The sequence below is a fragment of the Thioclava electrotropha genome (genome assembly GCF_002085925.2).
GTDB classification, from domain to species: domain Bacteria; phylum Pseudomonadota; class Alphaproteobacteria; order Rhodobacterales; family Rhodobacteraceae; genus Thioclava; species Thioclava electrotropha.
Genome location: NZ_CP053562.1, coordinates 1,448,531 through 1,473,219, shown reverse-complemented (window position 1 = coordinate 1,473,219; position 24,689 = coordinate 1,448,531). Strand labels below are relative to the sequence as shown.

At 64.4% G+C, this 24,689-nt stretch carries 24 protein-coding genes and 1 pseudogene; 9 read left to right on the top strand and 16 right to left on the bottom strand.

All coding sequences use genetic code 11. The features are described from left to right. Nucleotides 1-8 precede the first annotated feature (8 nt). The 11 genes from cpaB to mraZ form a co-directional block, all read right to left on the bottom strand. Nucleotides 9-815 (bottom strand): Flp pilus assembly protein CpaB, encoded by an 807-nt coding sequence (gene cpaB / locus AKL02_RS07015; protein ID WP_083075016.1) that lies wholly within the window; start codon nt 813-815, stop codon nt 9-11. Nucleotides 816-882: 67 nt separating this feature from the next. Beyond that, complete coding sequence (locus AKL02_RS07010) at nt 883-1,101, bottom strand: Flp family type IVb pilin (protein WP_083075014.1); 219 nt, start codon at nt 1,099-1,101, stop codon at nt 883-885. A gap of 431 nt (nt 1,102-1,532) precedes the next feature. Further along, the gene (murD, locus tag AKL02_RS07005) at nt 1,533-2,930 is read right to left on the bottom strand and encodes a UDP-N-acetylmuramoyl-L-alanine--D-glutamate ligase (protein WP_083075012.1); all 1,398 of its coding nucleotides are present in this window, start codon (nt 2,928-2,930) and stop codon (nt 1,533-1,535) included. A gap of 229 nt (nt 2,931-3,159) precedes the next feature. After that, complete coding sequence (locus AKL02_RS07000) at nt 3,160-3,750, bottom strand: hypothetical protein (RefSeq protein WP_083075010.1); 591 nt, start codon at nt 3,748-3,750, stop codon at nt 3,160-3,162. A gap of 191 nt (nt 3,751-3,941) precedes the next feature. After that, nucleotides 3,942-5,024, bottom strand: a complete 1,083-nt coding sequence (gene mraY / locus AKL02_RS06995) for a phospho-N-acetylmuramoyl-pentapeptide-transferase (RefSeq protein ID WP_078519467.1) — start codon at nt 5,022-5,024, stop codon at nt 3,942-3,944. Continuing rightward, nucleotides 5,024-6,472, bottom strand: a complete 1,449-nt coding sequence (locus AKL02_RS06990) for a UDP-N-acetylmuramoyl-tripeptide--D-alanyl-D-alanine ligase (protein ID WP_083075008.1) — start codon at nt 6,470-6,472, stop codon at nt 5,024-5,026. Before AKL02_RS06990 ends, mraY begins: the two co-directional genes overlap by 1 nt. Then, nucleotides 6,472-7,953, bottom strand: coding sequence for a UDP-N-acetylmuramoyl-L-alanyl-D-glutamate--2,6-diaminopimelate ligase (locus AKL02_RS06985; RefSeq protein ID WP_083075006.1), 1,482 nt, complete (start codon nt 7,951-7,953; stop codon nt 6,472-6,474). The genes AKL02_RS06990 and AKL02_RS06985 overlap by 1 nt, the downstream gene beginning before the upstream one ends. A 134-nt stretch (nt 7,954-8,087) precedes the next feature. Then, nucleotides 8,088-9,902, bottom strand: coding sequence for a peptidoglycan D,D-transpeptidase FtsI family protein (locus AKL02_RS06980; RefSeq protein ID WP_232621731.1), 1,815 nt, complete (start codon nt 9,900-9,902; stop codon nt 8,088-8,090). Continuing rightward, nucleotides 9,902-10,279: a cell division protein FtsL gene (gene ftsL, locus AKL02_RS06975; protein WP_078519471.1), complete on the bottom strand. Its 378-nt coding sequence runs from the start codon at nt 10,277-10,279 to the stop codon at nt 9,902-9,904. Before ftsL ends, AKL02_RS06980 begins: the two co-directional genes overlap by 1 nt. Next, complete coding sequence (rsmH, locus tag AKL02_RS06970) at nt 10,276-11,283, bottom strand: 16S rRNA (cytosine(1402)-N(4))-methyltransferase RsmH (RefSeq protein ID WP_083075002.1); 1,008 nt, start codon at nt 11,281-11,283, stop codon at nt 10,276-10,278. The genes ftsL and rsmH overlap by 4 nt, the downstream gene beginning before the upstream one ends. A gap of 3 nt (nt 11,284-11,286) precedes the next feature. Beyond that, nucleotides 11,287-11,772 (bottom strand): division/cell wall cluster transcriptional repressor MraZ, encoded by a 486-nt coding sequence (gene mraZ, locus AKL02_RS06965; RefSeq protein WP_078520010.1) that lies wholly within the window; start codon nt 11,770-11,772, stop codon nt 11,287-11,289. A 202-nt stretch (nt 11,773-11,974) separates the two neighbouring features. Between mraZ and AKL02_RS06960 the strand changes: the two genes are divergently transcribed. After that, a complete protein-coding gene (locus AKL02_RS06960; protein ID WP_165756915.1) occupies nt 11,975-12,151 on the top strand; it encodes a hypothetical protein in 177 nt (58 codons plus the stop codon). 343 nt (nt 12,152-12,494) lie between these two features. Here AKL02_RS06960 and AKL02_RS06955 read toward each other — a convergent pair whose 3' ends face one another. Further along, nucleotides 12,495-13,583: an Mrp/NBP35 family ATP-binding protein gene (locus AKL02_RS06955; RefSeq protein ID WP_083075000.1), complete on the bottom strand. Its 1,089-nt coding sequence runs from the start codon at nt 13,581-13,583 to the stop codon at nt 12,495-12,497. A 339-nt stretch (nt 13,584-13,922) separates the two neighbouring features. Here AKL02_RS06955 and AKL02_RS06950 point away from each other — a divergent pair, with 339 nt between their 5' ends. Beyond that, on the top strand, nt 13,923-14,126 hold the full coding sequence (locus AKL02_RS06950) for a DUF1127 domain-containing protein (protein WP_078519474.1): 204 nt from the start codon (nt 13,923-13,925) through the stop codon (nt 14,124-14,126). 682 nt (nt 14,127-14,808) lie between these two features. Then, nucleotides 14,809-15,591 (top strand): 23S rRNA (adenine(2030)-N(6))-methyltransferase RlmJ, encoded by a 783-nt coding sequence (locus tag AKL02_RS06945; protein WP_083074998.1) that lies wholly within the window; start codon nt 14,809-14,811, stop codon nt 15,589-15,591. On the opposite strand, the gene mntR is transcribed toward AKL02_RS06945, so the two are convergent. After that, nucleotides 15,574-15,999, bottom strand: a complete 426-nt coding sequence (mntR, locus tag AKL02_RS06940; RefSeq protein WP_078519476.1) for a manganese-binding transcriptional regulator MntR — start codon at nt 15,997-15,999, stop codon at nt 15,574-15,576. The genes AKL02_RS06945 and mntR overlap by 18 nt on opposite strands. 202 nt (nt 16,000-16,201) lie before the next feature. Here mntR and AKL02_RS06935 point away from each other — a divergent pair, with 202 nt between their 5' ends. The 4 genes from AKL02_RS06935 to AKL02_RS06920 all read left to right on the top strand — a co-directional run bounded on the left by AKL02_RS06935 (nt 16,202) and on the right by AKL02_RS06920 (nt 20,598). Continuing rightward, nucleotides 16,202-17,503: an Nramp family divalent metal transporter gene (locus tag AKL02_RS06935; RefSeq protein WP_083074996.1), complete on the top strand. Its 1,302-nt coding sequence runs from the start codon at nt 16,202-16,204 to the stop codon at nt 17,501-17,503. Between the two features lie 220 nt (nt 17,504-17,723). Beyond that, on the top strand, nt 17,724-19,319 hold the full coding sequence (locus tag AKL02_RS06930; protein ID WP_078519478.1) for a peptide chain release factor 3: 1,596 nt from the start codon (nt 17,724-17,726) through the stop codon (nt 19,317-19,319). Beyond that, nucleotides 19,316-19,783 (top strand): DUF6869 domain-containing protein, encoded by a 468-nt coding sequence (locus AKL02_RS06925; protein WP_083074994.1) that lies wholly within the window; start codon nt 19,316-19,318, stop codon nt 19,781-19,783. The genes AKL02_RS06930 and AKL02_RS06925 overlap by 4 nt, the downstream gene beginning before the upstream one ends. A 98-nt stretch (nt 19,784-19,881) precedes the next feature. Next, the gene (locus tag AKL02_RS06920) at nt 19,882-20,598 is read left to right on the top strand and encodes a C40 family peptidase (RefSeq protein ID WP_078570209.1); all 717 of its coding nucleotides are present in this window, start codon (nt 19,882-19,884) and stop codon (nt 20,596-20,598) included. An 87-nt stretch (nt 20,599-20,685) separates the two neighbouring features. On the opposite strand, the pseudogene AKL02_RS06915 reads toward AKL02_RS06920, so the two are convergent. Further along, nucleotides 20,686-21,016, bottom strand: a pseudogene (locus AKL02_RS06915) (HesB/IscA family protein). Between the two features lie 93 nt (nt 21,017-21,109). Between AKL02_RS06915 and AKL02_RS06910 the strand changes: the two are divergent. Then, nucleotides 21,110-22,321, top strand: coding sequence for a deoxyguanosinetriphosphate triphosphohydrolase (locus AKL02_RS06910; protein WP_075774417.1), 1,212 nt, complete (start codon nt 21,110-21,112; stop codon nt 22,319-22,321). 60 nt (nt 22,322-22,381) lie between these two features. Then, nucleotides 22,382-22,804 carry an OsmC family protein gene (locus AKL02_RS06905; RefSeq protein WP_083074992.1) on the top strand — a complete coding sequence of 141 codons (423 nt, stop codon included), beginning with the start codon at nt 22,382-22,384 and terminating at the stop codon, nt 22,802-22,804. A gap of 69 nt (nt 22,805-22,873) precedes the next feature. Here AKL02_RS06905 and AKL02_RS06900 read toward each other — a convergent pair whose 3' ends face one another. Together AKL02_RS06900 and AKL02_RS06895 are read right to left on the bottom strand one after the other, a co-directional pair. Next, nucleotides 22,874-23,563: a glutathione S-transferase N-terminal domain-containing protein gene (locus tag AKL02_RS06900; RefSeq protein WP_078546524.1), complete on the bottom strand. Its 690-nt coding sequence runs from the start codon at nt 23,561-23,563 to the stop codon at nt 22,874-22,876. 34 nt (nt 23,564-23,597) lie between these two features. Next, nucleotides 23,598-24,515, bottom strand: coding sequence for an alpha/beta fold hydrolase (locus tag AKL02_RS06895; protein ID WP_083074990.1), 918 nt, complete (start codon nt 24,513-24,515; stop codon nt 23,598-23,600). Between the last annotated feature and the right edge of the window lie 174 nt (nt 24,516-24,689).

Sequence of the window (24,689 nt, the reverse complement as noted above, 5' to 3'; positions counted from 1 at the left end):
CCCGCGCCTCACTTGATCGTCGTATGGGTGACTTCCGTGCCGCGCCGGATCGTCACCGTGCGCACGGGCGTGGGTTCGAGCTTGTTCGAAGACCGCTCGCTGAGAATATCCGCCAGCCCGATCGAGGGCAGCGGATCGCTCTCGGCCTCGTCGAGCGTGCGCAGCGTCAGGCTGAGCGTGCCCGCTTTCTGCGCCAGCGCGAGACGTTGGCCCTGATCGGGCGAGACCTCGACGGTGACAGTGCGCGCCACGCCGGGGGTTTTCACCTTCTCATCGGCTTCCTGATCGACCCCGATGACGCGGACGTCCTGAAGGATCGTCACGGTCTTGAGCGTGTCGTTATTTCCTCGCGTCATCATCACGTCGACACGGTCGCCCGGCGTTACGAACCCCCCGACCCCAGATGCAGCATTGACTTGGATTGCCATCGCGCGACTGTTCGGGCCAAGTGTCTGAACAATGGTGACCTTCTCACCGTAGTTCGAGACCTTGGAGGCGAGGATCAACTCGCCCTGCGCGATCTCGGCGCGGGCGCGGCGCGGCTCCCCGCCCGCTGCGGGCAGAAGGGCTGCGTAATCCGTGAAGACCCCCGGCGGCAGCGCTTCTTTCGGCCAAGAGATCGAGGTCAGCTTCTGCGCCTCGATGGTCTGACCGAAGGGAATATTCTGTGCGGCCGCGAGGACCTCGACGAGGCCTTCACGCTCGGCGGCCACCTCACGCTTGTATTTCGCCTCGAAAAAATCGCGCGCCAGGTAAGCCGAGCCACCCGCCACGGCGAGTCCTGCAGTGAAGGTCAGCAAAGATGCGATACGCATGGCAGTTTCCTTTCGAGGGCCAGGGCTGCCAGACATCGCCCTATTCGCCTGGCAGCCGCTCATGGGTTCAGTTCGCGTTGGCCGTTACGGTCGCGGCATTAACAGCGTCTCCGGGCATCAGTTCGCCAGCATCAGCCATGGTGCCTGCGATCTCATTACCGAGATTTTGATAGACGGCACTTGCGATGCCCAGTGCCACCGCCAGCGCGATGCCGTATTCGACGACCGTGACGCCCTCTTCGTCATTCTTCAGACGGCGCAGCGAAGCGAGTTTGAGCAGTTTCATGGTCTTTCTCCGTTTCTGAAATGCCGGCCCACCCCGGCGTTAAAATCTGGCCCCGTGTCCCCTGTTGAGCCGGGCAGCCAAGATTCAGATTGCGAGCGTTTTGACGTCGCGGCATCGGTTCAACGTCGCGAAATCACAACCATGGATTGTATTTCTTGGCAGCGATGCCGGAATTTGGACGCCAGATACGCCGTTTGAAGGAGCGATCACCCAACTGGGCCGCTCTCGCGACTCGGCTTGAGGCCGGCGATTTCCGTCTTCTTTCGAAGGTTTGGCGCGTGCGGAGGAACGGTGCCGTTCAGGACGCTACACCGTTTGCGCTACAGGCCGAGCAAGGCTTCGGTGACAGAGGCACCGGGATCTTCGACAGCCCCGAAGCGGGACTGCCGTTTTCGCGAGATGTGAGAGCGGACGGCTTAGACGCCCAAACCTCAGCCGGGCAGCGCGTCCACGAGCTGCGCGAAATGATCGCCGCGTTTCTCGAAATTCGGATATTGGTCGAAGCTGGCCGCTGCAGGCGCCAGCAGGACCGTATCGCCCTCTTCGGCATCGCGGGCGCAGGCGGCGACGGCGGCTTCCATCGTCTCGCAAATCTCATGCTCGACCGCCAGTTCAAGTGCGAAATCGCGCGCGGAATGGCCGATGAAATAGGCCTTCTTCACCGCGCCGAGATGCTCGGACAGCGAGGCCACCCCGCCCTCCTTGCCCAGACCGCCCGCGATCCAGCGGATGTTCGGGAAGGCTTCGAGCGCCTTCGCGGCGCTGTCGGTGTTGGTCGCCTTGGAGTCGTTGACCCAGCGCACCCCACGCTTCTCCGCGATGGTCTGGCTGCGATGCGGAAGCCCGGCGAAAGAATGGAACGCCTGTTCGATCACGCGTGGTGCAATTCCCAGCGCGCGCACGGCGGCATAGGCCGCGCAGGCGTTCTGGTGGTTATGCGCGCCGGGCAGCCCGGTGACGTCGCGCAGGTCGATCGAGGCCACCTGCTTGCCTTTGCGCCATTCACTGAGGAACCCTTTGCGCGCATAGACCGACCAGCCCCAATCCCCCAGCTTGCGCGCCGAGGACACCCGGATCAGCCTGTCATCGTTGCGGCCCATCATGATCTGATTGGCGAGATAGACGCCCTCGGGCTCATCGACGCCGATCACCGCGCGATCCGGGCCGCCTTCGGCGAACAGTCGACGCTTGGCCGCGAAATAGCCGCCCATGCCTGCGTGGCGATCCAAATGGTCCGGCGAGAGATTGGTGAAGACCGCGATATCCGGCGTCAGCGCGCGCGCCAGATCGGTCTGATAGGAGGACAGTTCCAGCACCACGACCTCGCCATTCTCGGCGGGTTCCAGATCGAGCACGCCGCGCCCGATATTGCCCGCCATCTGCGTCGGTCGCCCGGCCTCTTCCAGAATGTGATGGATCAGCGCCGTCGTCGTGGATTTCCCGTTCGAGCCGGTGACGCAGATCGTGCGCGGTGCCTGATCGTAGCGCATGAAATCATCGGTCGCCCAGGAGGCGAAGAACAGGCCGATATCGTTATCGACGGGCACGCCCGCCTCCATCGCCGCCGAAATCACCTGGTTGGGCCTGGGATAGAGATGCGGAATGCCGGGCGAGACGATCAGGGCCGCGACCTCCTCGAAAGCGCCGTGGCGCGTCAGGTCGCGGCAGCTATAACCCGCTTCCTCGGCGCGGGCGCGACCCTCGGGGCTGTCATCCCAGCACAGCGGCTCGGCCCCGCCTGCGCGCAACGCGGCCGCCGTCGCCAGACCCGAGCGCCCGAGCCCGAGCACCGCCACCTTCTGTCCGTCAAAGCCCTGCACCGGGATCATCGGTCTCTCCTGTCGCCTCGCGCAAGGGCAGCGGGGCCGCCTCGCGTCTTCGTCGTTCTATCGCGTCGTCCTATCACGGGGGCCAGCCCCCGTACCCCCGGGATATTTGAACCAATACGAAGGGGAAAGGGGGAACGCAGCGCGCAAGTCGCCGGACATGCAAAAACGGCGCGCACGGAAGGGAGGATCCGTGCGCGCCGCAAAGGGTCTTCTAGCGAAGATCGTTAGATTACGACTTCTGGTCTTGCTGCTTTTCGAGCGTCGAGAGAATGTCCGACAGGCTCGCATTCAGCATCAGCTTGCCCGAGCCGACGTCGGAGGCCGGAACGGTGATCTTGAACATCGAAACGGTCGTGTCGAGCGTCTCGTCGGTGCGGACATAGACTTCGTCGCTGTCGCCCATGTTCATGACTTTCTCGATCGTACCGATTGCAGCGCCGTCCGAGGACACGACTGCATCGTTAACGCCGGTCTGGACCTTGTTGCCGACGATGCCAGCATCTTTGTTCAACTGGTTCTCGGCGGGAATCGACTCTTCGCCATTCGAGGTCTGGTCGGTCATGGCAGCGCCGACCTTTTCGTCTGCGACGCCAGCGGTGTTGTTGACATCACCGCCCGAGGTGACGTTGACCGCGGGTGCGGTGCCGTCGGAGCTCTGGTCATTCGGAACGATCTGCATCTTGTAGTCGACCAAGCCATATTGGCCATTTTCGGACGAGCCACCGGTGGTCACGCCGTCTTCAGCGCTGGCAACAGTGCCCAGCGACAGCGTGGCAGCGAGAGCAGTCGTCGACAGAATAATGTTGAACTTGCGGGTCATCGGGTTCTCCTCGTTAAAACTTTTACGACGTCTCGCGTCGCGGTTCGGGGAGACAACCAGTGGATTTCGCTTTGGTTCGCTCAAATAAAGGTGACGTAAACCAAGGGCGCCGCGGTGGAACCGCGACGCCCTTTTGCGACTTCGCGCGCACCCGCATACGCGCTAAATAAGAGGTATACGGGAAGGAATTCTCAGCGAATTTTCAGCGTCGCCAGACCGATCAGTGCGAGGATCAGCGAGATGATCCAGAACCGAATGACGATCTGGGGCTCCGACCAGCCCTTCTTTTCGAAATGGTGGTGGATCGGAGCCATCAGGAACACCCGTTTCCCGGTGCGCTTGAAATAGGCGACCTGGATGATCACCGAGAGCGCCTCGACCACGAAGAGGCCGCCCACGATGCCAAGGACGATCTCGTGCTGGGTGCAGACCGCGATCGCGCCGATCGCGCCGCCAAGCGCGAGGCTGCCCGTGTCGCCCATGAACACCGCAGCCGGCGGGGCGTTATACCACAGGAAGCCCAGACCGCCGCCCATCAGCGCCGCGGTGAAGATCACCAGCTCGCCGGAGCCGGGCACGAATTGCACGCCCAGATATTCAGTGAAGTCGGTGCGGCCCACGACATAGGCGATGGCGCCCAGCGTGCCCGCGGCGATCATCACCGGCATGATCGCGAGCCCGTCGAGCCCGTCGGTGAGGTTCACCGCATTGGCCGCGCCGACGATCACGATCATCGCGAAGGGGATGTAGAAATAGCCGAGGTTCAGCACGAGGTCCTTGAAGAACGGGATCGACAGACGCCCTTCCAGATCGGAGGGGTGCAGATACCACGTCAGCAGAGACGCGAGCAGCGCGAGCAGGAAGCCGAGCGCAAGCCGCGCCTTGCTGCTGACGCCTTTGGTGTTTTGCTTCGACACCTTGGCGTAGTCATCGGCGAACCCGATCGCGGCATAGCCATAGGTGACCATCAGCACGACCCAGATATAGCCGTTGTCGAGCCGCGCCCAGAGAAGCGTCGACACCAGCAATGCCGTCAGGATCAGGATGCCGCCCATGGTGGGCGTCCCGGCCTTGGAGATATGCCCCTCCGGCCCGTCGTCGCGGATCGGCTGCCCCTTGCCTTGCGTGCGGCGTAGGATGCCGATCAGCCAGGGGCCGAAGATGAACCCCACCAGAAGCGCCGTGAAGAAGGCCCCGCCCGCGCGGAAGGTGATGTAGCGGAACAGGTTGAAGACGCCCCCGCCATCCGAGAGGTCAGTCAGCCAATACAACATTAGTCTTTTCCCTTATGGGCCTCGGCCGCGCCGGGCTGGCCGAGTTTTTTCAATACGCTCACGACGACGCTCACCTTGGAGCCTTTGGATCCTTTGACCAGAACGACGTCGCCGGGGTCGATCAGGTGGCGGGCGCGCTCTGCCAGCTTGTCCGCCTTTTCATACCATTCGCCGCGTTTGGCGCGCGGAAGCGCTTCGCGCAGCGCCGCCATGCGCGGTCCCGCGAGATGCACGAGGTCGATCTTCGCCATGGCGGGGTGATCGGCAATGGCCGCGTGCAGCGCCGCCTCGTCGTCGCCCAGCTCCAGCATGTCGCCGAGGATCGCGATGCGGCGCCCTTTCGCGGTGCGCCCCACCCCGTCGCGCGGCTTGGCGCCTGCCAGAACCTCGAGAGCTGCCGACATCGAGGCCGGGTTCGCGTTGAACGCGTCGTCGAAGAGATCGAAGCTCTCGGCCTCGTCCACCACATCCATATAGACCCGCTCGCGCTGGCCGCGCCCGGCGGGGGGCTGCCAGTTGCCCAGATCCATCGCGGCGATGGTCGGATCGCAGCCCGCGGCTTCGGCCAGGGCCAGCACGCCGAGCGCGTTATTCGCGAAATGCCGCCCCGGGGTCATCACCTTGAACAGGATCGGCGTGCCATGGTGATCGGCCTGAACCACGGTCGCGTCGCCCGCGATGCGGGCGTCGATCAGACGGTAATCCGAGCCCGGCTCGGGACCGAAGCTGACCATGGTTCCGGCCTGCTGGGCGGCCTTGCGCAGAATGTCGGACACCTCGAGGCCGGAGGGCACGATCGCGATACCGCCGTCGATGAGCCCCTCGAAGATCGACGCTTTCTCATGCGCGATGCCCTCGATGCTGTCGAAAGCGGCCAGATGAGCCGGCGCGACGGTGGTGATCATCGCGGCATGGGGCTGCGCCATCTTCGCCAGCGGCGCGATCTCGCCCGGGTTGCTCATACCGATCTCGATCACGGCAAAATCGGCATCCTGCGGCAGGCGCGCCAGCGTGATCGGGACGCCCCAGTGATTGTTGAAGCTCGCCTCGGCGGCGTGAACCGTGCCTTGAGCCGAGAGGACGGCGCGCAGCATCTCTTTGCTCGACGTCTTGCCGACGGAACCGGTCACGGCGAGCACGCGGGCCCGCGCACGTGCGCGCCCTGCCCGGCCCAAAGCCTCTAGGCCGGCGAGGACGTCATCCACGATCAGCAGCGGATCGTCCTTCGAGCAACCCTCGGGGATGCGGCTGACCAGCGCCGCGGCTGCGCCCTTGTCGAGGGCCTGACGCACGAAGTCATGGCCGTCGCGCACATCCTTGAGCGCTACGAACAGATCGCCCGGATGAATCGTCCGGGTATCGATGGAGATCCCAGTCGCGGCAAAGGTTTGCGTGGCTTCGCCACCGGTCGCGGCGGCCGCGTCGCTCGAGGTCCAGAGCACCGCCATCAGATTTTCCCGTCCAGCGCGGCGACAGCGACCGAAGCCTGCTCGGCATCATCAAAGGGATAGGTGTCAGAGCCGATGATCTGGCCGCTCTCATGGCCCTTGCCCATCACCAGCAGTGCATCGCCCGGCTGAAGAAGATCGACGCCGCGCAGGATCGCCTCGGCCCGGTCGCCCACTTCCATCGCCTTGGACGCGCCTTCCAGCACGGCGGCGCGGATCGTTGCGGGGTCTTCGGAGCGCGGGTTGTCGTCGGTGACGATGACGATATCGGCGTTCTCGGCGGCGGCCTGCCCCATCAGCGGGCGCTTGGTCGCGTCACGATCGCCGCCCGCGCCGACGATGGCGATCAGGCGTCCCATCACATGCGGGCGCAGTGCCTTGAGCGCGGTCTGCACCGCGTCGGGGGTGTGGGCGTAATCGACGAAAACCGTCGCGCCATTGTCGCGGGTGGCGGCGAGTTGCATCCGCCCGCGCACGGTGGAGAGCTTCGGCAGCGTCGCGAAGACGTCCTCGGGGTCGGCACCACAGGCGATGGCGAGCGCCGCCGCCGTGAGCACGTTCATCGCCTGGAAGCCGCCGATCAGCGGCAGGCGGGTCATCTGCGTCCAGCCTTCCCACGAGAAGCGCACATCCTGCCCGGTCGCATCGAACCGCTGGCCGAGGATCTGCATCTCGCATTGCTCGGTATGGCCGATGCCGATCAGCTCCTGACCGCGCGCGGTGATATAGCGCGCCAGTTCCTCACCCTTGGGATCGTCGAGATTGATCACCGCCGCCCCGTCTTCGGGCAGGACCCGGGTGAAGAGCCCGGCCTTGGCGGCGAAATACTCTTCAAAACTCGCATGATAATCGAGGTGATCTTGCGTGAAATTCGTAAACGCGGCCGCCGAGAGCGTCACGCCATCCAGCCGGCGCTGCGCCAGCCCGTGGGACGAGGCCTCCATTGCGGCATGGGTCACGCCGAAGGCCGCCATATCCGAGAGCAGGCGATGCAAGGTGATCGGCTCGGGCGTGGTATGCGGCGACGGGGCGGAATAGCTGCCTTCCACGCCGGTCGTGCCGATATTCGCGGCCTCGAACCCCATAAGCTGCCAGATCTGGCGGGTGAAGGTGGCCACCGAGGTCTTGCCGTTGGTGCCGGTCACCGCGATCAGGGTCTCTGGCTGACGCTCGAACCATAGCGCCGCCGCGAAGGCCAGCGCCTGACGCGGGTCTTGCGTGATGACGATGGCGGTGTCGGTGCCTTCAAGCGCCTCGCGCGCGGCCTTCTCGCCCGCGCGATCGGTCAGAACGGCGGCCGCGCCCATGCGCAATGCGTAAGGGATAAACTCGGCCCCGTGGATCTGCGTGCCCGGCAGCGCCGCGAAAAGATGGCCCGGCTTGACCTGCCGACTGTCGACCGACAGCCCCGAGATCGCGCAGTCTGCGCCCTGCAGCGGCGTCAGCCCCAATTCGCTCAGCATTTTGGTGCCCGCAGCCATCGTATCCGTCCTTCATTCAGCTTGCCGCACTTATCCGGCGACGCGTCTGCGAGGTCAAGGCGACAGGCCCTGCCCCCGGTCTCTTTGCGCGAGTTCATGCGCGTGGCGTGAGGCCCGCCGACAGCCCGGAAAGGTCAGTCTTTCTTGACGAGGCTGATGCCGTCGAGCGTGTCGGGCGTGGTCGGTTCGGGGCGCAGGCCCAGAAGCGGCGCGACACGACGGATCGTCTCGGCCGCGACCGGCACGGCGGTCCAGCCCGCGGTGCGACGCGGCGTGTCGCCGGAGGTGTCCGTCGGCTCGTCCAGCGTGAGAACCAGCACATATTCGGGATTGGTCACCGGGAAGACGCCCGCGAAGGTCGAGATCACCTTCTTGTCGTAATAGCCGCCCTGCGGATCGGGCTTGTCGGCGGTGCCGGTCTTGCCCGCGACCTGATAGCCCGCGACATTGCCGTAGCTCGCCGTACCGCGCGTCACCACGGCGCGCATCATCGCCAGCGCCTTGCGGGCCACCGCCGGAGACACGACCTGCGCGCCTTCGGGGGCCCCGAATTCCTGCTTATGCGGCTTGCGCGGACCGCCTTTGGCGATCAGCGTCGGCAGCACGCGCCGCCCGTCATTGGCGATCGTCGCATAGGCCGTTGCGAGCTGCAGCGGGCTGTCGGAGAGACCGTGGCCGTAGCCGATGGTCATCGCGGACAGCTCCGACCAGTTCTTCGGCAGAATCGGGCGGCCCGTCGGCGCCTCGATCAGCTCCACCGGCGAGGGCTCCAGAAGGCCCAGCTTGCCGAGGAATTCGCGCTGTTTCTCGGGGCCGATCTTCTGGACGATCCGCGCAGTGCCGATATTCGAGCTGTGCACGATCACATCCGTGACCGACAACTGCTTGCCGTAATTGTGGAAATCGTGGATGCGGAACTTGCCCCAGCGCAGCGGCCCCTTGGTGTCGATCATCGTCTCGGGCGTGACCAGACCGTCCTGCATCGCCTGAGACACAGCGAAAATCTTGAAGGTGGAGCCCAGCTCGTACATCCCCTGAACCGCGCGGTTGAACAGCGGGCTGTCGGACGGATCGCCCTTCAGAAGCGGCGCGGGGCGGTCGTTGGGGTCGAAATCGGGCAGACTCGCCATCGCGACGATCTCGCCGGTCTGAACCTTCATCAGCACCGCCGTTGCGCCCTTGGCATTCATCAGCTTCATGCCGCCCGAGAGCACGTCTTCGAGCGCGGACTGCACGGTCAGGTCGAGCGAGAGCTTCAGCGGCTGCCCACCATTGGCCGGATCGCGCAGCCACTTGTCATATTCCTTCTCGATCCCGGCCACGCCGAGGATCTCGGCCGAGTTCACGCCCTCGGTGCCATAGCGCGCGCCGCCAAGGATATGCGAGGCGAGGTGGCCGTTGGGATAAAGCCGCATCTCGCGCGGGCCAAACAGAAGGCCGGGATCGCCGATATCATGGACCGCCTGCATCTGCTCGGGGCTGATGCGGCGCTTGATCCAGACGAATTTGCGATGACCGGTGAAATCCTTCTTCAGCCGGTCGCGGTCGAGATCGGGGAAAATCTTCACCAGTTTGTCTACGGTGCCCAGCGGGTCGATCATCATCGGCGGCTGCGCATAGAGAGAGTGCGTCAGCAGGTTGGTCGCGAGCACCCTACCCTTGCGGTCGACGATATCGGCGCGTTGGGCGTGGATCTGCTCGGTCGTGGAATCGGTCTGCGGCTCTTCGGGGCGCGCGGCGGCGAAGGAACCCATGCGCAGGCCCACCGTCAGGAAGGCCGCGAGGAAGATCACCGACATGACCAGCAGGCGGCCCTCGGCGCTTTGACGGGCCTTGTCACGGGTGGCCTCGCCGCGCAGACGGCGGTTCTCGCGTTCGATCGCGTCGGGATTCTCACCCTTTTCGCGGGCGTCGAGAATACGGGCAAGGGGACGAAGGGGCGTGCGCATCAGTTCCCTCCCTCAGGATCGGCCTTGACCTCGATCGGGTCGGACAGGCCGGACAAATCGGCGTTCGACGCGTCTGCATCATCGGCCTGCGGCGTCGGATAGGCGATCTGCGCCACGGTCCCGAATTGCTCGGGCGTCATCGGCAGGAGACGCAGCGAGGTGAAGTTGAGATTGACCAGTTCGCGAAGGCGCTGCGGGCGGTTGAGATAGGCCCATTCGGCGTTGAGCACGGACAGCCCCTCGTTGAGGGAGGCGATTTCGCGGTTGAGGTCGCGCAGCTCGTCGATCCGGTCCTGCGTGTCGTAGTTGACGTGATAGGCCCAGAAGGCGAGCGCGAGGACACAGGCGGAGGCGGCAAGATAGGCAAGCAGTCTCAACGGCGTTTCCCCTTCTTTTCCCCGGTGACGAGCTTCGGAAGCCCCAATTGCGTGCGATCGGCCTTGCCAGCGGGCGCATTCGTGCGCCGTCCCACCCGAAGCCGGGCCGAACGTGCGCGCGGGTTTTCAGCCAGCTCCTCCGCGTCGGGCCCGTCGCCCTTCACGGTAATCTCGAAAGCGGGATCAAGGGTTTGCTGAACCGGCGCGTGGCGCGAACCGCCCCCGCCCGTCGACGAGCGCGCGGCAAAGAAGCGCTTCACCACCCGGTCCTCGAGCGAATGGAAGCTGACCACGGCCAGAAGCCCGCCGGGTTTCAGCGCGCGCTCGGCAGCTTCCAGCCCCTCGATGAGCTGGCCAAATTCATCGTTCACCGCGATGCGCAGCCCCTGGAAGCTGCGCGTGGCGGGATGGCTCTGTCCCGGTTTCGGGCGCGGCAGGCAGCGCTCGATCACTTTGACCAGCTGCTGCGTGGTCTCGAAAGGTTGGGTCTTGCGCGCCTCGACAATAGCCTTGGCGATCCGGCGCGAGGCGCGCTCTTCGCCATATTGGTACAGGATATCAGCGAGTTCGGCCTCATCCGTCTCGTTCACCAGATCGGCCGCCGAAGGCCCTTCCTGGGACATCCGCATGTCGAGCGGCCCGTCGCGCATGAAAGAAAACCCGCGATCCGCCTGATCGAGCTGCATGGAAGAAACGCCGAGATCCAGCACCACCCCGTCCAGCAGTTCGTCGGAATAGGTATCGAGTTCGGAGAACGTGCCCTCGACCAGCTCCAGCCGGTCGCCATACGCGCCGCGCCACGCCTCGGCCATCTCGAACACGGCCGGGTCGCGGTCGACGCCGATCACCTTGTCGGCGCCCGCCTCCAGCAATCCGCGCGCATAACCGCCCGCGCCGAAGGTTCCGTCAAGCCAGGTCCCAGAGACAGGCGCGACCGCCCGAAGGAGCGGCCGCAGCAAAACCGGGACGTGGGGGGCGTCTGGCAGGGCGTCCCGATCCGTCATGGCTCACCCCTGCGACAATAGGCTGAGCGGGTCGAAATCTTCGCCCTGCTCCTCGATCCACTGATCGATATTGGCTTCATCGGCAGCGGCGAAGGTCTCGGGGTTCCAGATCTCGAAGGTCTCCCCCACGCCGGAGAAATAGGCTTCCTTGTCGAGACCGATCTTCGTGCGCAAAGCCGCCGGGAGAACCAGGCGGCCATCGGGATCGACTTCGGTCGGGTGCGATTTGGACAAAACCATCCGCTGCAGGATCGTGCGCTGCTTCGAGCCGCGCGGCAGCGCCGCGATATCGGCGGCCAGCGCCTCGAAGGCGGCCTGGGTGTAGATCTGGAGCATTTTCTGGGTGTCAGCGCCGTAGACGATGACCATGCGGGGGCGATCTTTGTTCGGGCGCTCGGGGTCACCCTCTTCCAGCTCACGACGAAACAGTGCGGGGATCGACACGCGACCCTTACTGTCCACCTTGAAGGTGTATTCGCCTATGAACATGCCCGCCAAAGCGCGCTCCTATCACCTGTCCCGCCGGGCGGGGCCCGAAATGAAAACAGCGGATTGGGCTGCTGCCACTGCCCAATCCGCCGCCCTCGTTCCCATTACTGGGTATGTCCGACTGCACGCGCCACCTGGGGGGATGGGGATATCTGCTCGCTCGCGCGCCGGATCTCTTTGTTTTCGTGAAGCGATGGCCTGTATGAAACCTGCATTTCGCCGTGAGGTCTTAGTGCCTCTATTTGTCTTCGCTTCCGATGAATTAGGGATGCCATGGGAATTCATGGCACGCAAGAAAAAAGTTGCCGAATACTGGGCATATGTTGTTCGCGAAGAGACTCCATCACAAGGTGTTGTGCCGGAATTAGACCACACCTAGCGCAAGCATGACAGAAATTTACTATATATGGTAGAAAAACCGGAGCCGTCAGAGCTTCCCGTAAAATCCCAAAAAATTTCGCCCAATGCGGAACCTGTGGTTTTTGAGCCGCAATTTGAACCCGCGACACCACTGATTTCAGCGCTCACTACAGGGTGATTTTGCGCGAGGGCGCGTGAAGCACGCGTGATTCCGCCCAGTATCATGGCGAATCTCCGCTCACACGCCTTCTACGCTCCCGTGAAGTTCCATGAAAGGTGCCATGATTTCCCATAACGCCCCTGTGACCAGAAAAAAGGCGCCCGGACCGGGCGCCTTTCCGAATGTGACCTTGGTCCCGAGCTCAGATCAGATCGCGGTCGACCAGCCCCTGCGCAAGAGCGGCATAGCCCTCGGCCGCCGGCCCCTCGCCCGCCGCGACCGGGGTGCCCGCATCTCCGGCGAGCCGCACATCCAGATCGACGGGCAACGCCCCGAGGAAGGGCAAACCCAGCGCCTTCGCTTCCGCCGCGACCCCGCCATGCCCGAAGAGATGCGCCTCGTGGCCGCAATTGGGGCACACATAAGAAGACATGTTCTCGACCAGCCCGTGGATCGGCGTTTTCAGCCGCTGGAACATGTCGATCGCCTTCTTCGCATCGAGCAGCGCAACATCCTGCGGGGTCGAGACGATGATCGCCCCGTCCAGCTCGGTTTTCTGGCACAGCGTGAGCTGCACATCCCCCGTCCCCGGCGGCAGATCGATCAGCAGCACGTCGAGCGGTCCGTATTCGTCCCATTTCACCTGGAACAGCATCTGCTGCATCGCACCCATCAGCATCGGGCCGCGCCAGATCACCGCCTCGCTCTCTTTTAGCATGAGACCGACCGACATCAGCGTGACGCCATGCGCCTGCAGCGGCAGGATCGTCTGGCCGTCCGGCGAGGCGGGCCGCTTGCTCGCGCCCATCATGCGCGGCAACGAGGGCCCGTAGATATCCGCATCGAGGAGACCGACCTTCTTGCCCGCGCGCGTCAGCGCCACAGCGAGGTTCGACGCGACAGTGGATTTGCCGACGCCGCCCTTACCCGACCCCACGGCGATGATCTTCTTCACGCCCGGCACTTTTTGCGGACCTTGCTGGGGCTTGGGATGGCCGCCGATCGCGGGGCCGCGCTGTTGCGATTGCTGAGCGGTGCCGCCAAGACCGCGCGGCGCGCCCGCGGGCACCACCACTGTCACGCTCGTCACCTCGGGGAGCGCCTTGATCGCCGCTTCCAGCGCGGGGCGCATCGCTTCCAGTTCGGGCTGCGGCGCGCCTTCGAGCACGAAGCGCACCACGCCGTTTTGCACCGCGAGCGCGCGCACAAGATCGCGGCTGATCGCGGTCCCGCCGCCCGGCACTTCTACCGATTGCAACGTCGCAAGAACCGTTTCCTTGCTCAGAGCCATGCAGATTCCTCCATTCCCGGGTCCGTCATCGGCCCGACTGCTCGTGATTTGGCCGGAACTGTGGCGTTTTTGCCGCGCAGTTCAAGTCGAGAACTGCCCAAATGGTCAGGAATCCCCCAAACGCCCCAAGGCAAGCGCACATATCTTGCGTCTGCGTCTCGAAAATGGGTCAGAATCATTCATGCATTTTCTGCATGGCGGCAATGAGGCTTCCCGGCATTGTGCAGTCGCAGCATTAGCGCCATCTTTAGCCCAACGACGGAACACGAAGTAACGAATTCGGGCCGACAAGCTGGAACCGGCAGCGGCCCTCGCAAGTAGATAGATGAGGCTGAAACGATGGCACTCGTACAAGACATCCAACTGAACGAAGGCGGCTTCGCCGCGCTGAAATCGAAACTGACCGAAGCCCTGGCCCGCCGCAAGGTGTATCGCCAGACGCTCAACGAACTGCGCTCGCTCAACAGCCGCGAGCTGAACGACCTCGGGCTGCACAGCTCGATGATCACCCGCGTGGCCTACGAGGCCGCATACGGCAAGTAATTCGCTTCCCGAGCCCCTCTCCTCCTCCCTGGGGCTCAGGACTGCGGCGGCGCTCTCTCTCCTCCTCCCTGAGAGCGCCGCCACACCAAACATACCGGCCCCAAGCGGCGCGACGCCGCAACGCCGGATCCGAGCTGCCCGGATCTCTCTCTCCTCCTCCCTGAGAGATCCGCGCCGAGCAGGCGGCGACCTCTCTCCTCCTCCCTGAGGTCGCCGCCTATCACCGGCGGAAAGCTGCGACAGGCTGTCGCATGCTGCAGTGCAGCACTTGATATCCGGGCCGACAGGTCCAATGTGATACGAAAGGCCCTCTCCTCCTCCCTGGGCCGATCGTTTCGGCGGCACTCTCCTCCTCCTCCCTGAGGGTGCCGCCACAAAATACCGAGGGTCCTCTCCTCCTCCCTGGACCCGAGGGTGTGACGCCGCTTCTTCCTCCCTGAAGCGGTGTCGACAGTGCCGAAGGGTCTCTCTCCTCCTCCCTGAGACCTGACGGCAGAAAAGAGACGGCGGCGCCCCTCCTCCTCCCTGGGCGCCGCCGTTTTCTTTTATTCTTTCCCAAGCTGATCCGTCGGAGGGGCTCCGCCCCGCACGCTTCGCGCGCCCCCGGGATATTTCTGCCAAGAAGAACGGCATTGCCCTCGCGCGCGCCGACCGGCAGGAAGGGTGCAAGGAGACCGAACCAATGCTGTCTTACCAACACGCCTATCACGCCGGAAATCTGGCCGATGTGCACAAGCACGCGCTGCTTGCGTCTGCGCTCGATTACCTGACGCGCAAAGACAAGCCGCTGAGCTATCTCGAAACCCATGCCGGGCGCGGGCTTTACGCGCTCGACGGGGCGGAGGCCGCGAAGACCGGCGAGGCAGCAGCCGGGATTACGCGGGTGGAAGGCTTGGGCTGGTTCGCGCCCGATCATCCCTACATGCGCGCGCTGGCCGCTGTGCGGGCACAGCACGGGGCGCAGGCCTATCCGGGCTCGCCCCTGGTGGCACAGGCGCTCTTGCGCCCGATGGACACGATTCAACTATGTGAATTGCACCCGCAGGAGTTTTCCGCCCTGCGCACGGCCACGCGGCGAAGCGGCGCAGTCCTGCACAAGGCCGACGGGCGCGACATGGCGCTGGCACTGACGCCCCCCACCCCGCGTCGTGGGATAATGCTGATCGATCCGAGCTTCGAGGAGAAGGCCGATTACACGGCGATGCCGAAGCTGATCGGCCATATCGCGAAGAAATGGAACGTTGGCATCATCGCGCTCTGGTATCCGATGCTCGCCTCGGGCGCGCAGGAGGCAATGGTGCGCACTCTGCGCCGCGATTTCCCCGACGCGTTGAGCCATGAGGTGCGATTCCCGCCCGCCCGCGAGGGCCACGGCATGATCGGGTCGGGGATGTTTATCGTGAACGCGCCCTGGGGTCTTGCCGGCGAGGCCGAGCGGCTGTCGGAGCTATTTGCCAGCCTTTGACGCAAGGAAGGCCTCGAACGCCTCCAGCGTGCGCGACGAGACATGGTGCTCGATCCCTTCGGCGTCGATCTCCGCGACCTCTTCCGGCACGCCCACAGCGCGCAACAGGGCCACAACGGTCCGGTGACGTTCGCGCACCTGATCGGCCAGCGCCTCCCCCGTCTCCGTCAGGAACACCCCGCGATAGGGCCGCGACACGGCCAGCCCTTCGCGTTTGAGCCGCGCCACGGCTTTCGTCGCGGTCGGATGGGCCACCCCGAGTCGCGCGGCGATCTCGGTGATCCGCGCCTCGCCGAATTCCGCCGTCAGATCGGCGATCATCTCGACATAGTCTTCCAGGAGCGCGCGCGCCGCACGCTCTCGGGCCCGGTTGAACCCCTTGATCTGGGAGGGATCGGTGTCAGTCATTCGCCTGCCTTGACGGTCTTTGTCTCAATACCGGTCGGGGCCTGTCGGGCGCCATTTCCAGAGCGGACCGGATAACGTGTCGCGCCCGATATGCCAAGCAAAGCTTCGCGTGGCGCGTGTTGAGCTGTCAACGAAAATTAGCCACTTGCGAATCTTGTAGCCAAGGCTACATTTCGCAGGAGCAGCATCGACGAGGCCCCCCATGACTGAACTGACCCGCAAGGAAAACATGACGAGCCGCACCCGCACGGCGATGGAGGCCGTGCTGTCGGGCAACCGGCGCGGCGGGTATCTGTTGTTCTTCGGGCCAGCCGTCATCGCCTCGGTCGCCTATATGGACCCGGGCAATTACGCGACGAATATTCAGGCGGGCGCGGGCTATGGCTATGCTCTGCTATGGGTCGTGCTGGGCGCGAACCTCATCGCGATGCTGTTTCAGGCGATCTCGGCGCGCGTGGGTATCGTCACCGGAAAGAACCTCGCAGAACTCTCGCGCGAGAATTTCTCGAAACCTGTGACGATTGCGATGTGGATCGTCTCGGAGATCGCGGCGATGGCGACCGATCTGGCGGAGTTTCTGGGCGGCGCGTTGGGGCTTTCGCTCCTGTTTGGCTGGCCGCTGATCTGGGGGATGGGCGTCACCGCCGTCGTCACTTATGCGATCCTGATGTTCGAACGCGGCGGTTTCCGCCCGATGGAGATCGTGATCGGTGCGCTCGTGGCGCTGATCGGGGCGTGCTACCTCGCCGAGATGTTCGTGGCGCCCGTCGACTGGTCCGGGGCCGTGGCGGGGATGTTCGCGCCCTCAATGCCCGATGCGACGGCGCTGACGATCTCGGTGGGCATCATCGGCGCGACCGTGATGCCGCATGCGATTTTCCTCCATTCCGGCCTGACGCAGAACCGCGCTCTGACGCGTGATCCGGTGCAGAAGGCGCGGCTGGTGAAGTTCTCCAACCGCGAGGTGATCATCGCGCTCGCGATTGCAGGCATGGTCAATATGGCGATGGTGATCATGGCGGCCTCGGCCTTCCATGCCGGCCATTCCGAAGTCGCCGAGATCGAGACCGCCTATCACACGCTGACGCCGCTCTTGGGTGGGTTCGCGGCGGCAGCCTTCCTGACCTCGCTGATTGCCTCGGGGGTTTCCTCGTCGGTCGTCGGCACGATGGCAGGGCAGATGATCATGCAGGGCTTCATCCGCCGGCGCATCCCGGTCTGGCTGCGCCGGGTCATCACGATGGCGCCCGCCTTCGTCGTCGTCTGGCTGGGGGTGAACACGACCGACGCGCTGGTGATGAGTCAGGTCGTGCTGTCGATCGCCCTGCCCGTCCCGATGATCGCCCTGCTGATCTTCGCACGGCGCAGCGACATCATGGGCAAATTCGCCCTGCGCGGGCCGCTGTTCTGGTTTGCCGTTCTGGGCGCGCTCATCGTGCTGGGGCTGAATTTCGTGCTGCTCTGGCAATCGGCGGGGCTGCCGGTGCCGGGTCTGGTGAGCTAAGCCAGACGGAGCGAGGGGCGCTGCCCCCTCTTGGCTGCGCCAATTCACCCCCGGGATATTTCCGCCAAGAGGAAGGGCGCGCGGGATAGACCTTCGCCTTGGTCGAAATATCCCGGGGGAGCGCGTCAGCGCGGGGGCAGAGCCCCGATCTGCATGCCCCGCCCCGGAGCCCCCATCGCCGCGATTGCAAGGCGCGCGCGGGCAGGCTAAACGAGCGCGCATGATGAACCGTCCCGCGCTCCCGCCCGAAATCGCCCGTCGCCGCACCTTCGCGATCATCTCGCACCCGGATGCGGGCAAGACCACTCTGACCGAGAAGTTCCTGCTTTTCGGCGGCGCCATTCAGATGGCGGGACAGGTGCGTGCCAAGGGGGAGGCACGGCGGACGCGTTCGGATTTCATGAAGATGGAACAGGATCGCGGGATTTCGGTCTCGGCCTCGGCCATGTCCTTCGAGTATCGCGACTTCCGCTACAACCTCGTCGACACGCCCGGCCACTCGGATTTCTCCGAAGATACCTACCGGACGCTGACGGCGGTCGATGCGGCGATCATGGTGATCGACGGGGCGAAGGGCGTCGAAAGCCAGACCCGGAAACTTTTCGAGGTTTGCCGTCTGCGCGATCTACCGATCCTGACCTTCTGTAACAAGATGGACCGCGAGAGCCGGGATACGTTCGAGATCATCGACGAGATCCAGGAAAACCTCGCGATCGACGTGGCCCCGGCAAGCTGGCCGATCGGGATGGGCCGGGATTTCCTCGGTTGCTACGACATGCTGCACGACCGGCTGGAGCTGATGGACCGCGCCGACCGCAACAAGGTAGCGGAATCGATCAAGATAAGCGGTCTCGACGATCCGAAACTGGCCGAGCATGTGCCCGCCGATCAGCTCGAGAAGCTGAAAGAAGAGGTCGAGATGGCGCGCGAGCTGCTGCCCGCTTTCGACCGCCAGAGCTTCCTCGAAGGGCACCTGACGCCGATCTGGTTCGGCTCGGCGATCAACAGCTTCGGTGTGAAGGAGCTGATGGACGGGATCGGCGAATTCGGTCCCGAACCGGAGGTCTTCAAATCCGCCGAGCGCGATGTGGCCCCCGAGGAGAAGAAAGTCGCGGGCTTCGTGTTCAAGGTGCAGGCGAATATGGACCCCAAGCACCGCGACCGCGTGGCCTTCGTGCGGCTCGTCTCGGGCCATTTCACGCGCGGGCAAAAGCTGCTGCATGTGCGCTCGAAAAAACAGATGGCAGTGTCGAACCCGGTTCTGTTCCTCGCCGCCGACCGCGAACTGGCCGAAGAGGCCTGGGGCGGCGACATCATCGGTATTCCGAACCACGGCCAGCTCCGTATCGGCGACGCGCTGACCGAGGGCGAGGCGCTGCGCTTCACCGGCATCCCGAGCTTCGCGCCGGAACTGCTGCAATCGGTGCGCGCGACCGACCCGATGAAGGGCAAGCATCTGGAGAAGGCGCTGATGCAATTCGCCGAAGAGGGCGCTGCGAAAGTGTTCAAGCCCGCGATCGGCTCGGGCTTCATCGTGGGCGTCGTGGGCGCGTTGCAATTCGAGGTGCTGGCGAGCCGGATCGAGCAGGAATACGGCATCCCCGTGCGCTTCGAGGCCTCGCAATTCACCTCCGCCCGTTGGGTGTTGGGCGACAAGGCGGCGGTCGAGAAGCTGGTCAACGCCAACAAACAGCACATCTCCTACGACCATGACGGCGACGTGGTGTTCCTCACGCGCCTGCAATGGGACATCGACCGGGTCGAGCGCGACTATGAGGGCGTGACGCTGTCGGCGACCAAGGAAATGATGCAATGACGACCCCGCTGCCCCCCGAACTCGTCTCGATTCTGTGCAACGAGGCCAGTGCTCCGGACGACGTGCGCACGGTCGAGGCGCTGGTCGATCTGTGGCTTGCCGACAATGCCGAGGAGCCCGAGGGCGAGGAGTTCCCGTGGTCGGTTCTGTGCGTCTTCGAGCTGCGCGAATATCCCGAGGTGCTCTGGACCTTCATCCGCAAGGCGCTGACGGGGGCTACGACGATCTGGCAGGTGGTGATGCTCGCCGCCGGGCCGCTGGAGGATCTGGTGGCGGAAAATGGTGCGGAGTTCATCGATCGGATCGAGCGCGAGGCGCGCCATTCCGCGCGCTTCCGCTTTGCGCTGACGGGGGTCTGGCCGCAGGGCGAGGAAGACCCCACCCTTTGGGCGCGGATCGAGAAGGCGCGCGCGGCGGCGATGGATACCGGGCTCGATATGGGCGGGCCGCTGCCGCCGAAATGAGCGCAGGCGTATCGCGCGCCAGGTAACGAAAATCACATCTTTGCGCCTGAGCTGTGCGGCAGCGCGCGCCAGACCTACCTCTGAGCAAGGAGGAGATCATGGCGCAGCTGTCTCGGATGTCCGGCAAGAGAATGGCGCGGTTTCTGCAAAAGCAGACCCGCTTCTACCAGCCCTTCGGCGTGATCCCGACCCGCGCGCTACGCGCCACGCTGCGTCCCGGCGATGTGCTTCTGGTCGAGGGCGATCGGCGGATATCGGCGGCGATCAAATATCTCACCCATTCCACATGGTCGCATGCGGCCTTCTATTCGGGCGGTCCGCCCGGCGGCGAGCTGATCGAGGCCGATCTGGAGGCGGGCGTGCGGATCGCGGGGCTTGCGGCCTATGCGCATCTCAACACGCGTATCTGCCGCCCCGTGGGGCTTGGGCACGACCGGATCGAAGAGGTGATCGACTACATGCAGAGCGCGGTCGGGCGGCAATACGATCTGAAGAACGTGATCGACCTCGTGCGGTATCTTCTGCCGCGCCCACCCGTGCCGCATCGGTTTCGGCGGCGGATGCTCGCTTTGGGATCGGGCGATCCGACGCGGGCGATTTGCTCGACCGTGATCGCAGAGGCGTTTCATTCGGTCCATTACCCGATCCTGCCCGATATCGAGATGGGCAGCGCCGACAGTCAGGGTGAAATCCTGCATATCCGGCACTCGTCCCTGTTCACGCCGCGCGATTTCGATCTCTCGCCCTATTTCGACGTGATCAAGCCGACGCTGGAAGACGGGTTCGATTTCCGCAAATTGCCACTGGAGGAGTGATGCCGGAGGAAGGGAGCCTCCGGCGGGGATATTTATCCCAAGAGGAAGCGAGGATGCGCCATCTGGCAGGGCGCATCGCCTGCGTCGTTACATCGCGAAGGAGACGCCGCAGCCGCAGGAGCTCGACGCGTTCGGGTTCTCGATCACGAAGCGCGCGCCGATCAGTTCTTCGGTGAAGTCGATCGTGGCGTTCTCGAGGAAGGGCAGCGAGACCGGGTCGATCAGGACCTTCTGGCCCGCGCCTTTCAAGCACGATGTCGTCGCCTGCGGGCGTCTCTTCGAGCTTGATATCATACTGAAAACCGGAACAGCCGCCGCCCTCGACGGCCACGCGCAGCGCCTGCGGCGCCTCGCGACCTTCATTGATTTCCGCCAGACGCGCAAAGGCGCGTTCGGTTACTTTCGGAGGGAGTTGCATCGGATTGGCCTTCCTGACCCCACGGGGCCTGTATTTCCGTCACATCCGAGATATAGGAGGGCCGAAGCGTGCCGACAAGACGAGGTTTTACCAGTGCTCAAGCCCTATGCCTGCCAGCCCGGCGAGAGCCGCGGGCGGCTTCACCCCGAAAGCATGTCCACTTTCCGCTCGCCGTTCCAGCGCGATCGGGACCGGATTATCCATTCTTCGGCCTTCCGACGGCTCAAGCACAAGACGCAGGTCTTCGTCGAACATGAAGGCGATTATTACCGCACGCGCCTGACCCACACGATCGAGGTGGCGCAGGTCGCGCGCACCATCGCGGGGACGCTGGGGTTGAACACCGATCTGGCCGAGGCGGTGGCGCTGGCACATGATCTGGGCCATCCGCCCTTCGGGCATACGGGCGAGGACGCGCTGGCCGAGCTGATGAAGCCCTATGGGGGCTTCGATCACAATGCGCAGGCGCTGCGGATCGTGACAAAGCTGGAGAAGCATTACGCGGGCTTCGACGGGCTGAACCTGACCTGGGAGACGCTGGAAGGCATCGCCAAGCACAACGGCCCTGCGATTTCCGATAAGGGCGGCTCGCACAGCTTCCCGAGCCGCGAGGAGCTGCCCTATGCGCTGGCCGAGGTCGATGCGGCCTGGGATCTGGAGCTGGAGACCAATGCCTCCGCCGAGGCGCAGGTGGCAGCGGTAGCCGATGACGTGGCCTATAATCACCACGATCTGCATGACGGCCTGCGTGCGGGGCTCTTCGACGAGGACGATCTGTGCGAATTGCCGGTGATCGGGGCCTGTTTCGCCGAGGTGGACAAGCTGCATCCCGGTCTCGACCGCACGCGCCGCCAGCACGAGGCGCTGCGCCGGGTCTTCGGCGTGATGGTCGAAGACGTGATCGCGGTGGCCGAGAACCGGCTGACCTCGCTCGGCCCGCAATCGGTCGACGATATCCGCCAGATGGACGGGCCGATCATCCGCTTCTCGAAGCCGCTTTATCAAAGCCTCAAGGTGCTCAAGCAATTCCTGTTCGAGCGCATGTATCGCGCGCCCTCCGTGGTGGTGGAGCGCAAGCGCGTGACCGAAATGATCAACGCGCTGTTCCCGCTGTTCATGGAACGCCCGGAGCTTCTGCCCGAGGAATGGCAGGAGGAAGTCTCCCGCGCACGCATCCTTGGCGGCGACTGCACCCGGCCCGAATCGAAGCAGGCGCTGGCGCGGGTCGTACTCGATTACGTGGCCGGGATGACGGACCGCTTCGCCATTCAGGAATATGATAGGCTAGTGGGGCGCGGGCGCTGAGGCGGAACAACTGGCTTTCCGTCTCGTTGTCTCCGCGAATGCAACGCATAGGAGGGATTCATGATCCGCAAGCACGCATCGGCCCATTGGGAAGGTACCATCAAGGGCGGCAAAGGCACGATTTCGACCGAGAGCGGCGCGCTGAAGTCGCAGCCCTACGGTTTCAACACCCGGTTCGAGGATGAGCCCGGTTCGAATCCCGAGGAATTGATCGGCGCGGCTCACGCGTCCTGCTTCTCGATGGCGCTGTCGCTGCAGCTCGAGCAGGCTGGCGTCTCGGATGTCGTGATCGACACCAAGGCGGAAATTTCGCTCGACAAGGAGGGCGACGGCTTCGTGGTGAAGAAATCCGCGCTGACCTCGACCGTGAAGGGCACCGGCGACGAAGAGGCCGTCCGCAAGGCGGCCGAGGGCGCCAAGGTAGGCTGCCCGATCTCGAAGCTTCTGAACTGCGAGATCACACTGGACCTGACGATCAACTGAGCAGGTCCTGACTACTAAAGCAAAAGGGCGCCCGGTGAGGCGCCCTTTTTCATGTCTTGGGTCCGGCGTTCAGCGCTTGAAAAGATGCTTCTGCGCTTCGCGGCTCGAATTATCGCTGCGCTCATCGGCAGACAGGGCCCGGCCCGCTTTGACGCCCGGGCGGTCGCCGACCTCGTCCAGCCAGCGCTTCAGGTTCGGCTTGTCGTCGAGCGTCTGCTCCTGCCCTTCCCAAAGCGAGGCCCAGCCCCAGGACGCCATATCCGCGATCGAGTAGAAATCGCCCGCGAGGTAGCGGGTCTCGGCCAGACGGCGGTCCATCACGCCATAGAGCCGCCCCGTCTCGGCGCGGTAGCGATCCTTCGCATAGGGCAGGTCCTGCGACGGCTCGAGCTTGGGCGCGTATTTCAGGAAGTGGTGCGCCTGACCGGCCATCGGGCCCAGCCCGCCGACCTGCCAGAACAGCCATTCGTCGACGGCGATCCGGTCGCGCTCGGTCTCGCCGTAGAACTGGCCGGTCTTGCGGGCGAGATATTGCAGGATCGCGCCGCTCTCGAAGATCGAGACGGGTTCGCCATCCGGGCCGTCGCGGTCGATGATCGCGGGCATCCGGTTGTTGGGCGAAATTTTCAGGAACTCCGGCTCGAATTGCTCGCCCTTGCCGATATTCACCAGGTGAGTCTCGTAGGGCAGGCCCATCTCTTCGAGCGCGATGGAAATTTTCCAGCCGTTCGGCGTGGGCCAATAATAAAGGTCGATCATGGGGTCTCCGTCAGGTTAGGCGGCAGGTTCCGCTCTACTTTGCCGCACGCTGGAACGAGGGCAATGCGAAACCCGGTGTGCGCGGACGCGCAAACAGGCGCGACCAGCGGGGGTCTTGCGCCTTAGGTAGTGCTTCGGCGAGAAAGGGAAGCGGCAGCCGGTCGGGCTGGCGCAGCACTTGGCGATAGAGGTCGAACAGCCCCTCGCGCATGTAGCAGGCGAAATGGCAGACGCGTTTCGCGGGCGGGGCGACGGGATAGCCGAGGTCTTCGAGAACCCCGATAACCTCGGGCGCGTCGATCTGCAGATCGAGCCAGTTGCGCATCGGCTGCGACAGGCCATTTCCCAAAGACCGCTCGCGCCCGCCTGCAACGCCCCACTCGAACAGGAAATCGAACAGGTCATTGTCGCGGCTGGTGACGTTGAGCACCTCGCAGCTGCGCCCTGCAGGGCTCGCCATCGCCTCTTCGGCGCGGCTCTGAAACTCGGCGGCGGCCAGCAGAACCATCCGCGCCACTTGCCCTGCATGGGCATGGCGCAGCGCGCGCAGCGCGACCCGCGCGCCCATTGAATGGCCGATGATGCCCACCGGACGCCCGGTCGCGGCATGCAGCGCGCCGATCAGGCGGGCAAGGCGCTGGGCGGCGATCTCGGCCATGTCGTAGATCCGGGTGAGGCGTCCCGTCGATTGCCAGCTGAACGCAATCCCCAACCCCTCGCCGGGATTGCTACCGTCGAAGCCGAGCGCGCGCGGCCAGCTGATCGCGGTATGCAGATTGAAGCTCGGCTCCATCGCGAAGATATGCTGATAGGGATCGCGCCCCTCGACGCCCGCCGCATAGCCGTAGCCGTGGATCATCAAGACGACCGGGGCACCTTCCGGCAGCGCGCGCGCCTGAGCGATGACATCGGCGGGCAGCTCGGAGCTGGCATGGACCTTGAGAAGCGGCATTTGGGCCTCGGGGGAGGAGCGCAGGCGCGGGTTGATGTTCTAATCCGAACGCGGCTTTTCGTCGGAAAGTTCCCATGCCCTCGCGTGAGCCTGCAGCGACGGTACGCATTCGTTTTGTGCGATCGTGACATCGCCGCTATGCGTTGACCCAGCGCCGCCTGCGCGCTATCGCAG

Bases quoted from the DNA above. Each gene is read 5' to 3' on its own strand.
- AKL02_RS06905 (WP_083074992.1), top strand. From the start codon at position 22,382: ATGATCCGCAAGCACGCATCGGCCCATTGGGAAGGTACCATCAAGGGC.
- AKL02_RS06920 (WP_078570209.1), top strand. From the start codon at position 19,882: ATGGCGCAGCTGTCTCGGATGTCCGGCAAGAGAATGGCGCGGTTTCTG.
- cpaB (WP_083075016.1), bottom strand. From the start codon at position 815: ATGCGTATCGCATCTTTGCTGACCTTCACTGCAGGACTCGCCGTGGCG.
- AKL02_RS07000 (WP_083075010.1), bottom strand. From the start codon at position 3,750: ATGACCCGCAAGTTCAACATTATTCTGTCGACGACTGCTCTCGCTGCC.
- AKL02_RS06955 (WP_083075000.1), bottom strand. From the start codon at position 13,583: ATGGCTCTGAGCAAGGAAACGGTTCTTGCGACGTTGCAATCGGTAGAA.
- AKL02_RS06895 (WP_083074990.1), bottom strand. From the start codon at position 24,515: ATGCCGCTTCTCAAGGTCCATGCCAGCTCCGAGCTGCCCGCCGATGTC.
- AKL02_RS06925 (WP_083074994.1), top strand. From the start codon at position 19,316: ATGACGACCCCGCTGCCCCCCGAACTCGTCTCGATTCTGTGCAACGAG.
- mraZ (WP_078520010.1), bottom strand. From the start codon at position 11,772: ATGTTCATAGGCGAATACACCTTCAAGGTGGACAGTAAGGGTCGCGTG.
- AKL02_RS06990 (WP_083075008.1), bottom strand. From the start codon at position 6,472: ATGGCGGTGCTCTGGACCTCGAGCGACGCGGCCGCCGCGACCGGTGGC.
- AKL02_RS06900 (WP_078546524.1), bottom strand. From the start codon at position 23,563: ATGATCGACCTTTATTATTGGCCCACGCCGAACGGCTGGAAAATTTCC.
- AKL02_RS06950 (WP_078519474.1), top strand. From the start codon at position 13,923: ATGGCACTCGTACAAGACATCCAACTGAACGAAGGCGGCTTCGCCGCG.
- AKL02_RS06980 (WP_232621731.1), bottom strand. From the start codon at position 9,902: ATGCGCACGCCCCTTCGTCCCCTTGCCCGTATTCTCGACGCCCGCGAA.
- AKL02_RS07010 (WP_083075014.1), bottom strand. From the start codon at position 1,101: ATGAAACTGCTCAAACTCGCTTCGCTGCGCCGTCTGAAGAATGACGAA.
- rsmH (WP_083075002.1), bottom strand. From the start codon at position 11,283: ATGACGGATCGGGACGCCCTGCCAGACGCCCCCCACGTCCCGGTTTTG.
- AKL02_RS06960 (WP_165756915.1), top strand. From the start codon at position 11,975: ATGAAACCTGCATTTCGCCGTGAGGTCTTAGTGCCTCTATTTGTCTTC.
- AKL02_RS06935 (WP_083074996.1), top strand. From the start codon at position 16,202: ATGACTGAACTGACCCGCAAGGAAAACATGACGAGCCGCACCCGCACG.
- AKL02_RS06945 (WP_083074998.1), top strand. From the start codon at position 14,809: ATGCTGTCTTACCAACACGCCTATCACGCCGGAAATCTGGCCGATGTG.
- murD (WP_083075012.1), bottom strand. From the start codon at position 2,930: ATGATCCCGGTGCAGGGCTTTGACGGACAGAAGGTGGCGGTGCTCGGG.
- AKL02_RS06930 (WP_078519478.1), top strand. From the start codon at position 17,724: ATGATGAACCGTCCCGCGCTCCCGCCCGAAATCGCCCGTCGCCGCACC.
- AKL02_RS06985 (WP_083075006.1), bottom strand. From the start codon at position 7,953: ATGGCTGCGGGCACCAAAATGCTGAGCGAATTGGGGCTGACGCCGCTG.
- mntR (WP_078519476.1), bottom strand. From the start codon at position 15,999: ATGACTGACACCGATCCCTCCCAGATCAAGGGGTTCAACCGGGCCCGA.
- mraY (WP_078519467.1), bottom strand. From the start codon at position 5,024: ATGTTGTATTGGCTGACTGACCTCTCGGATGGCGGGGGCGTCTTCAAC.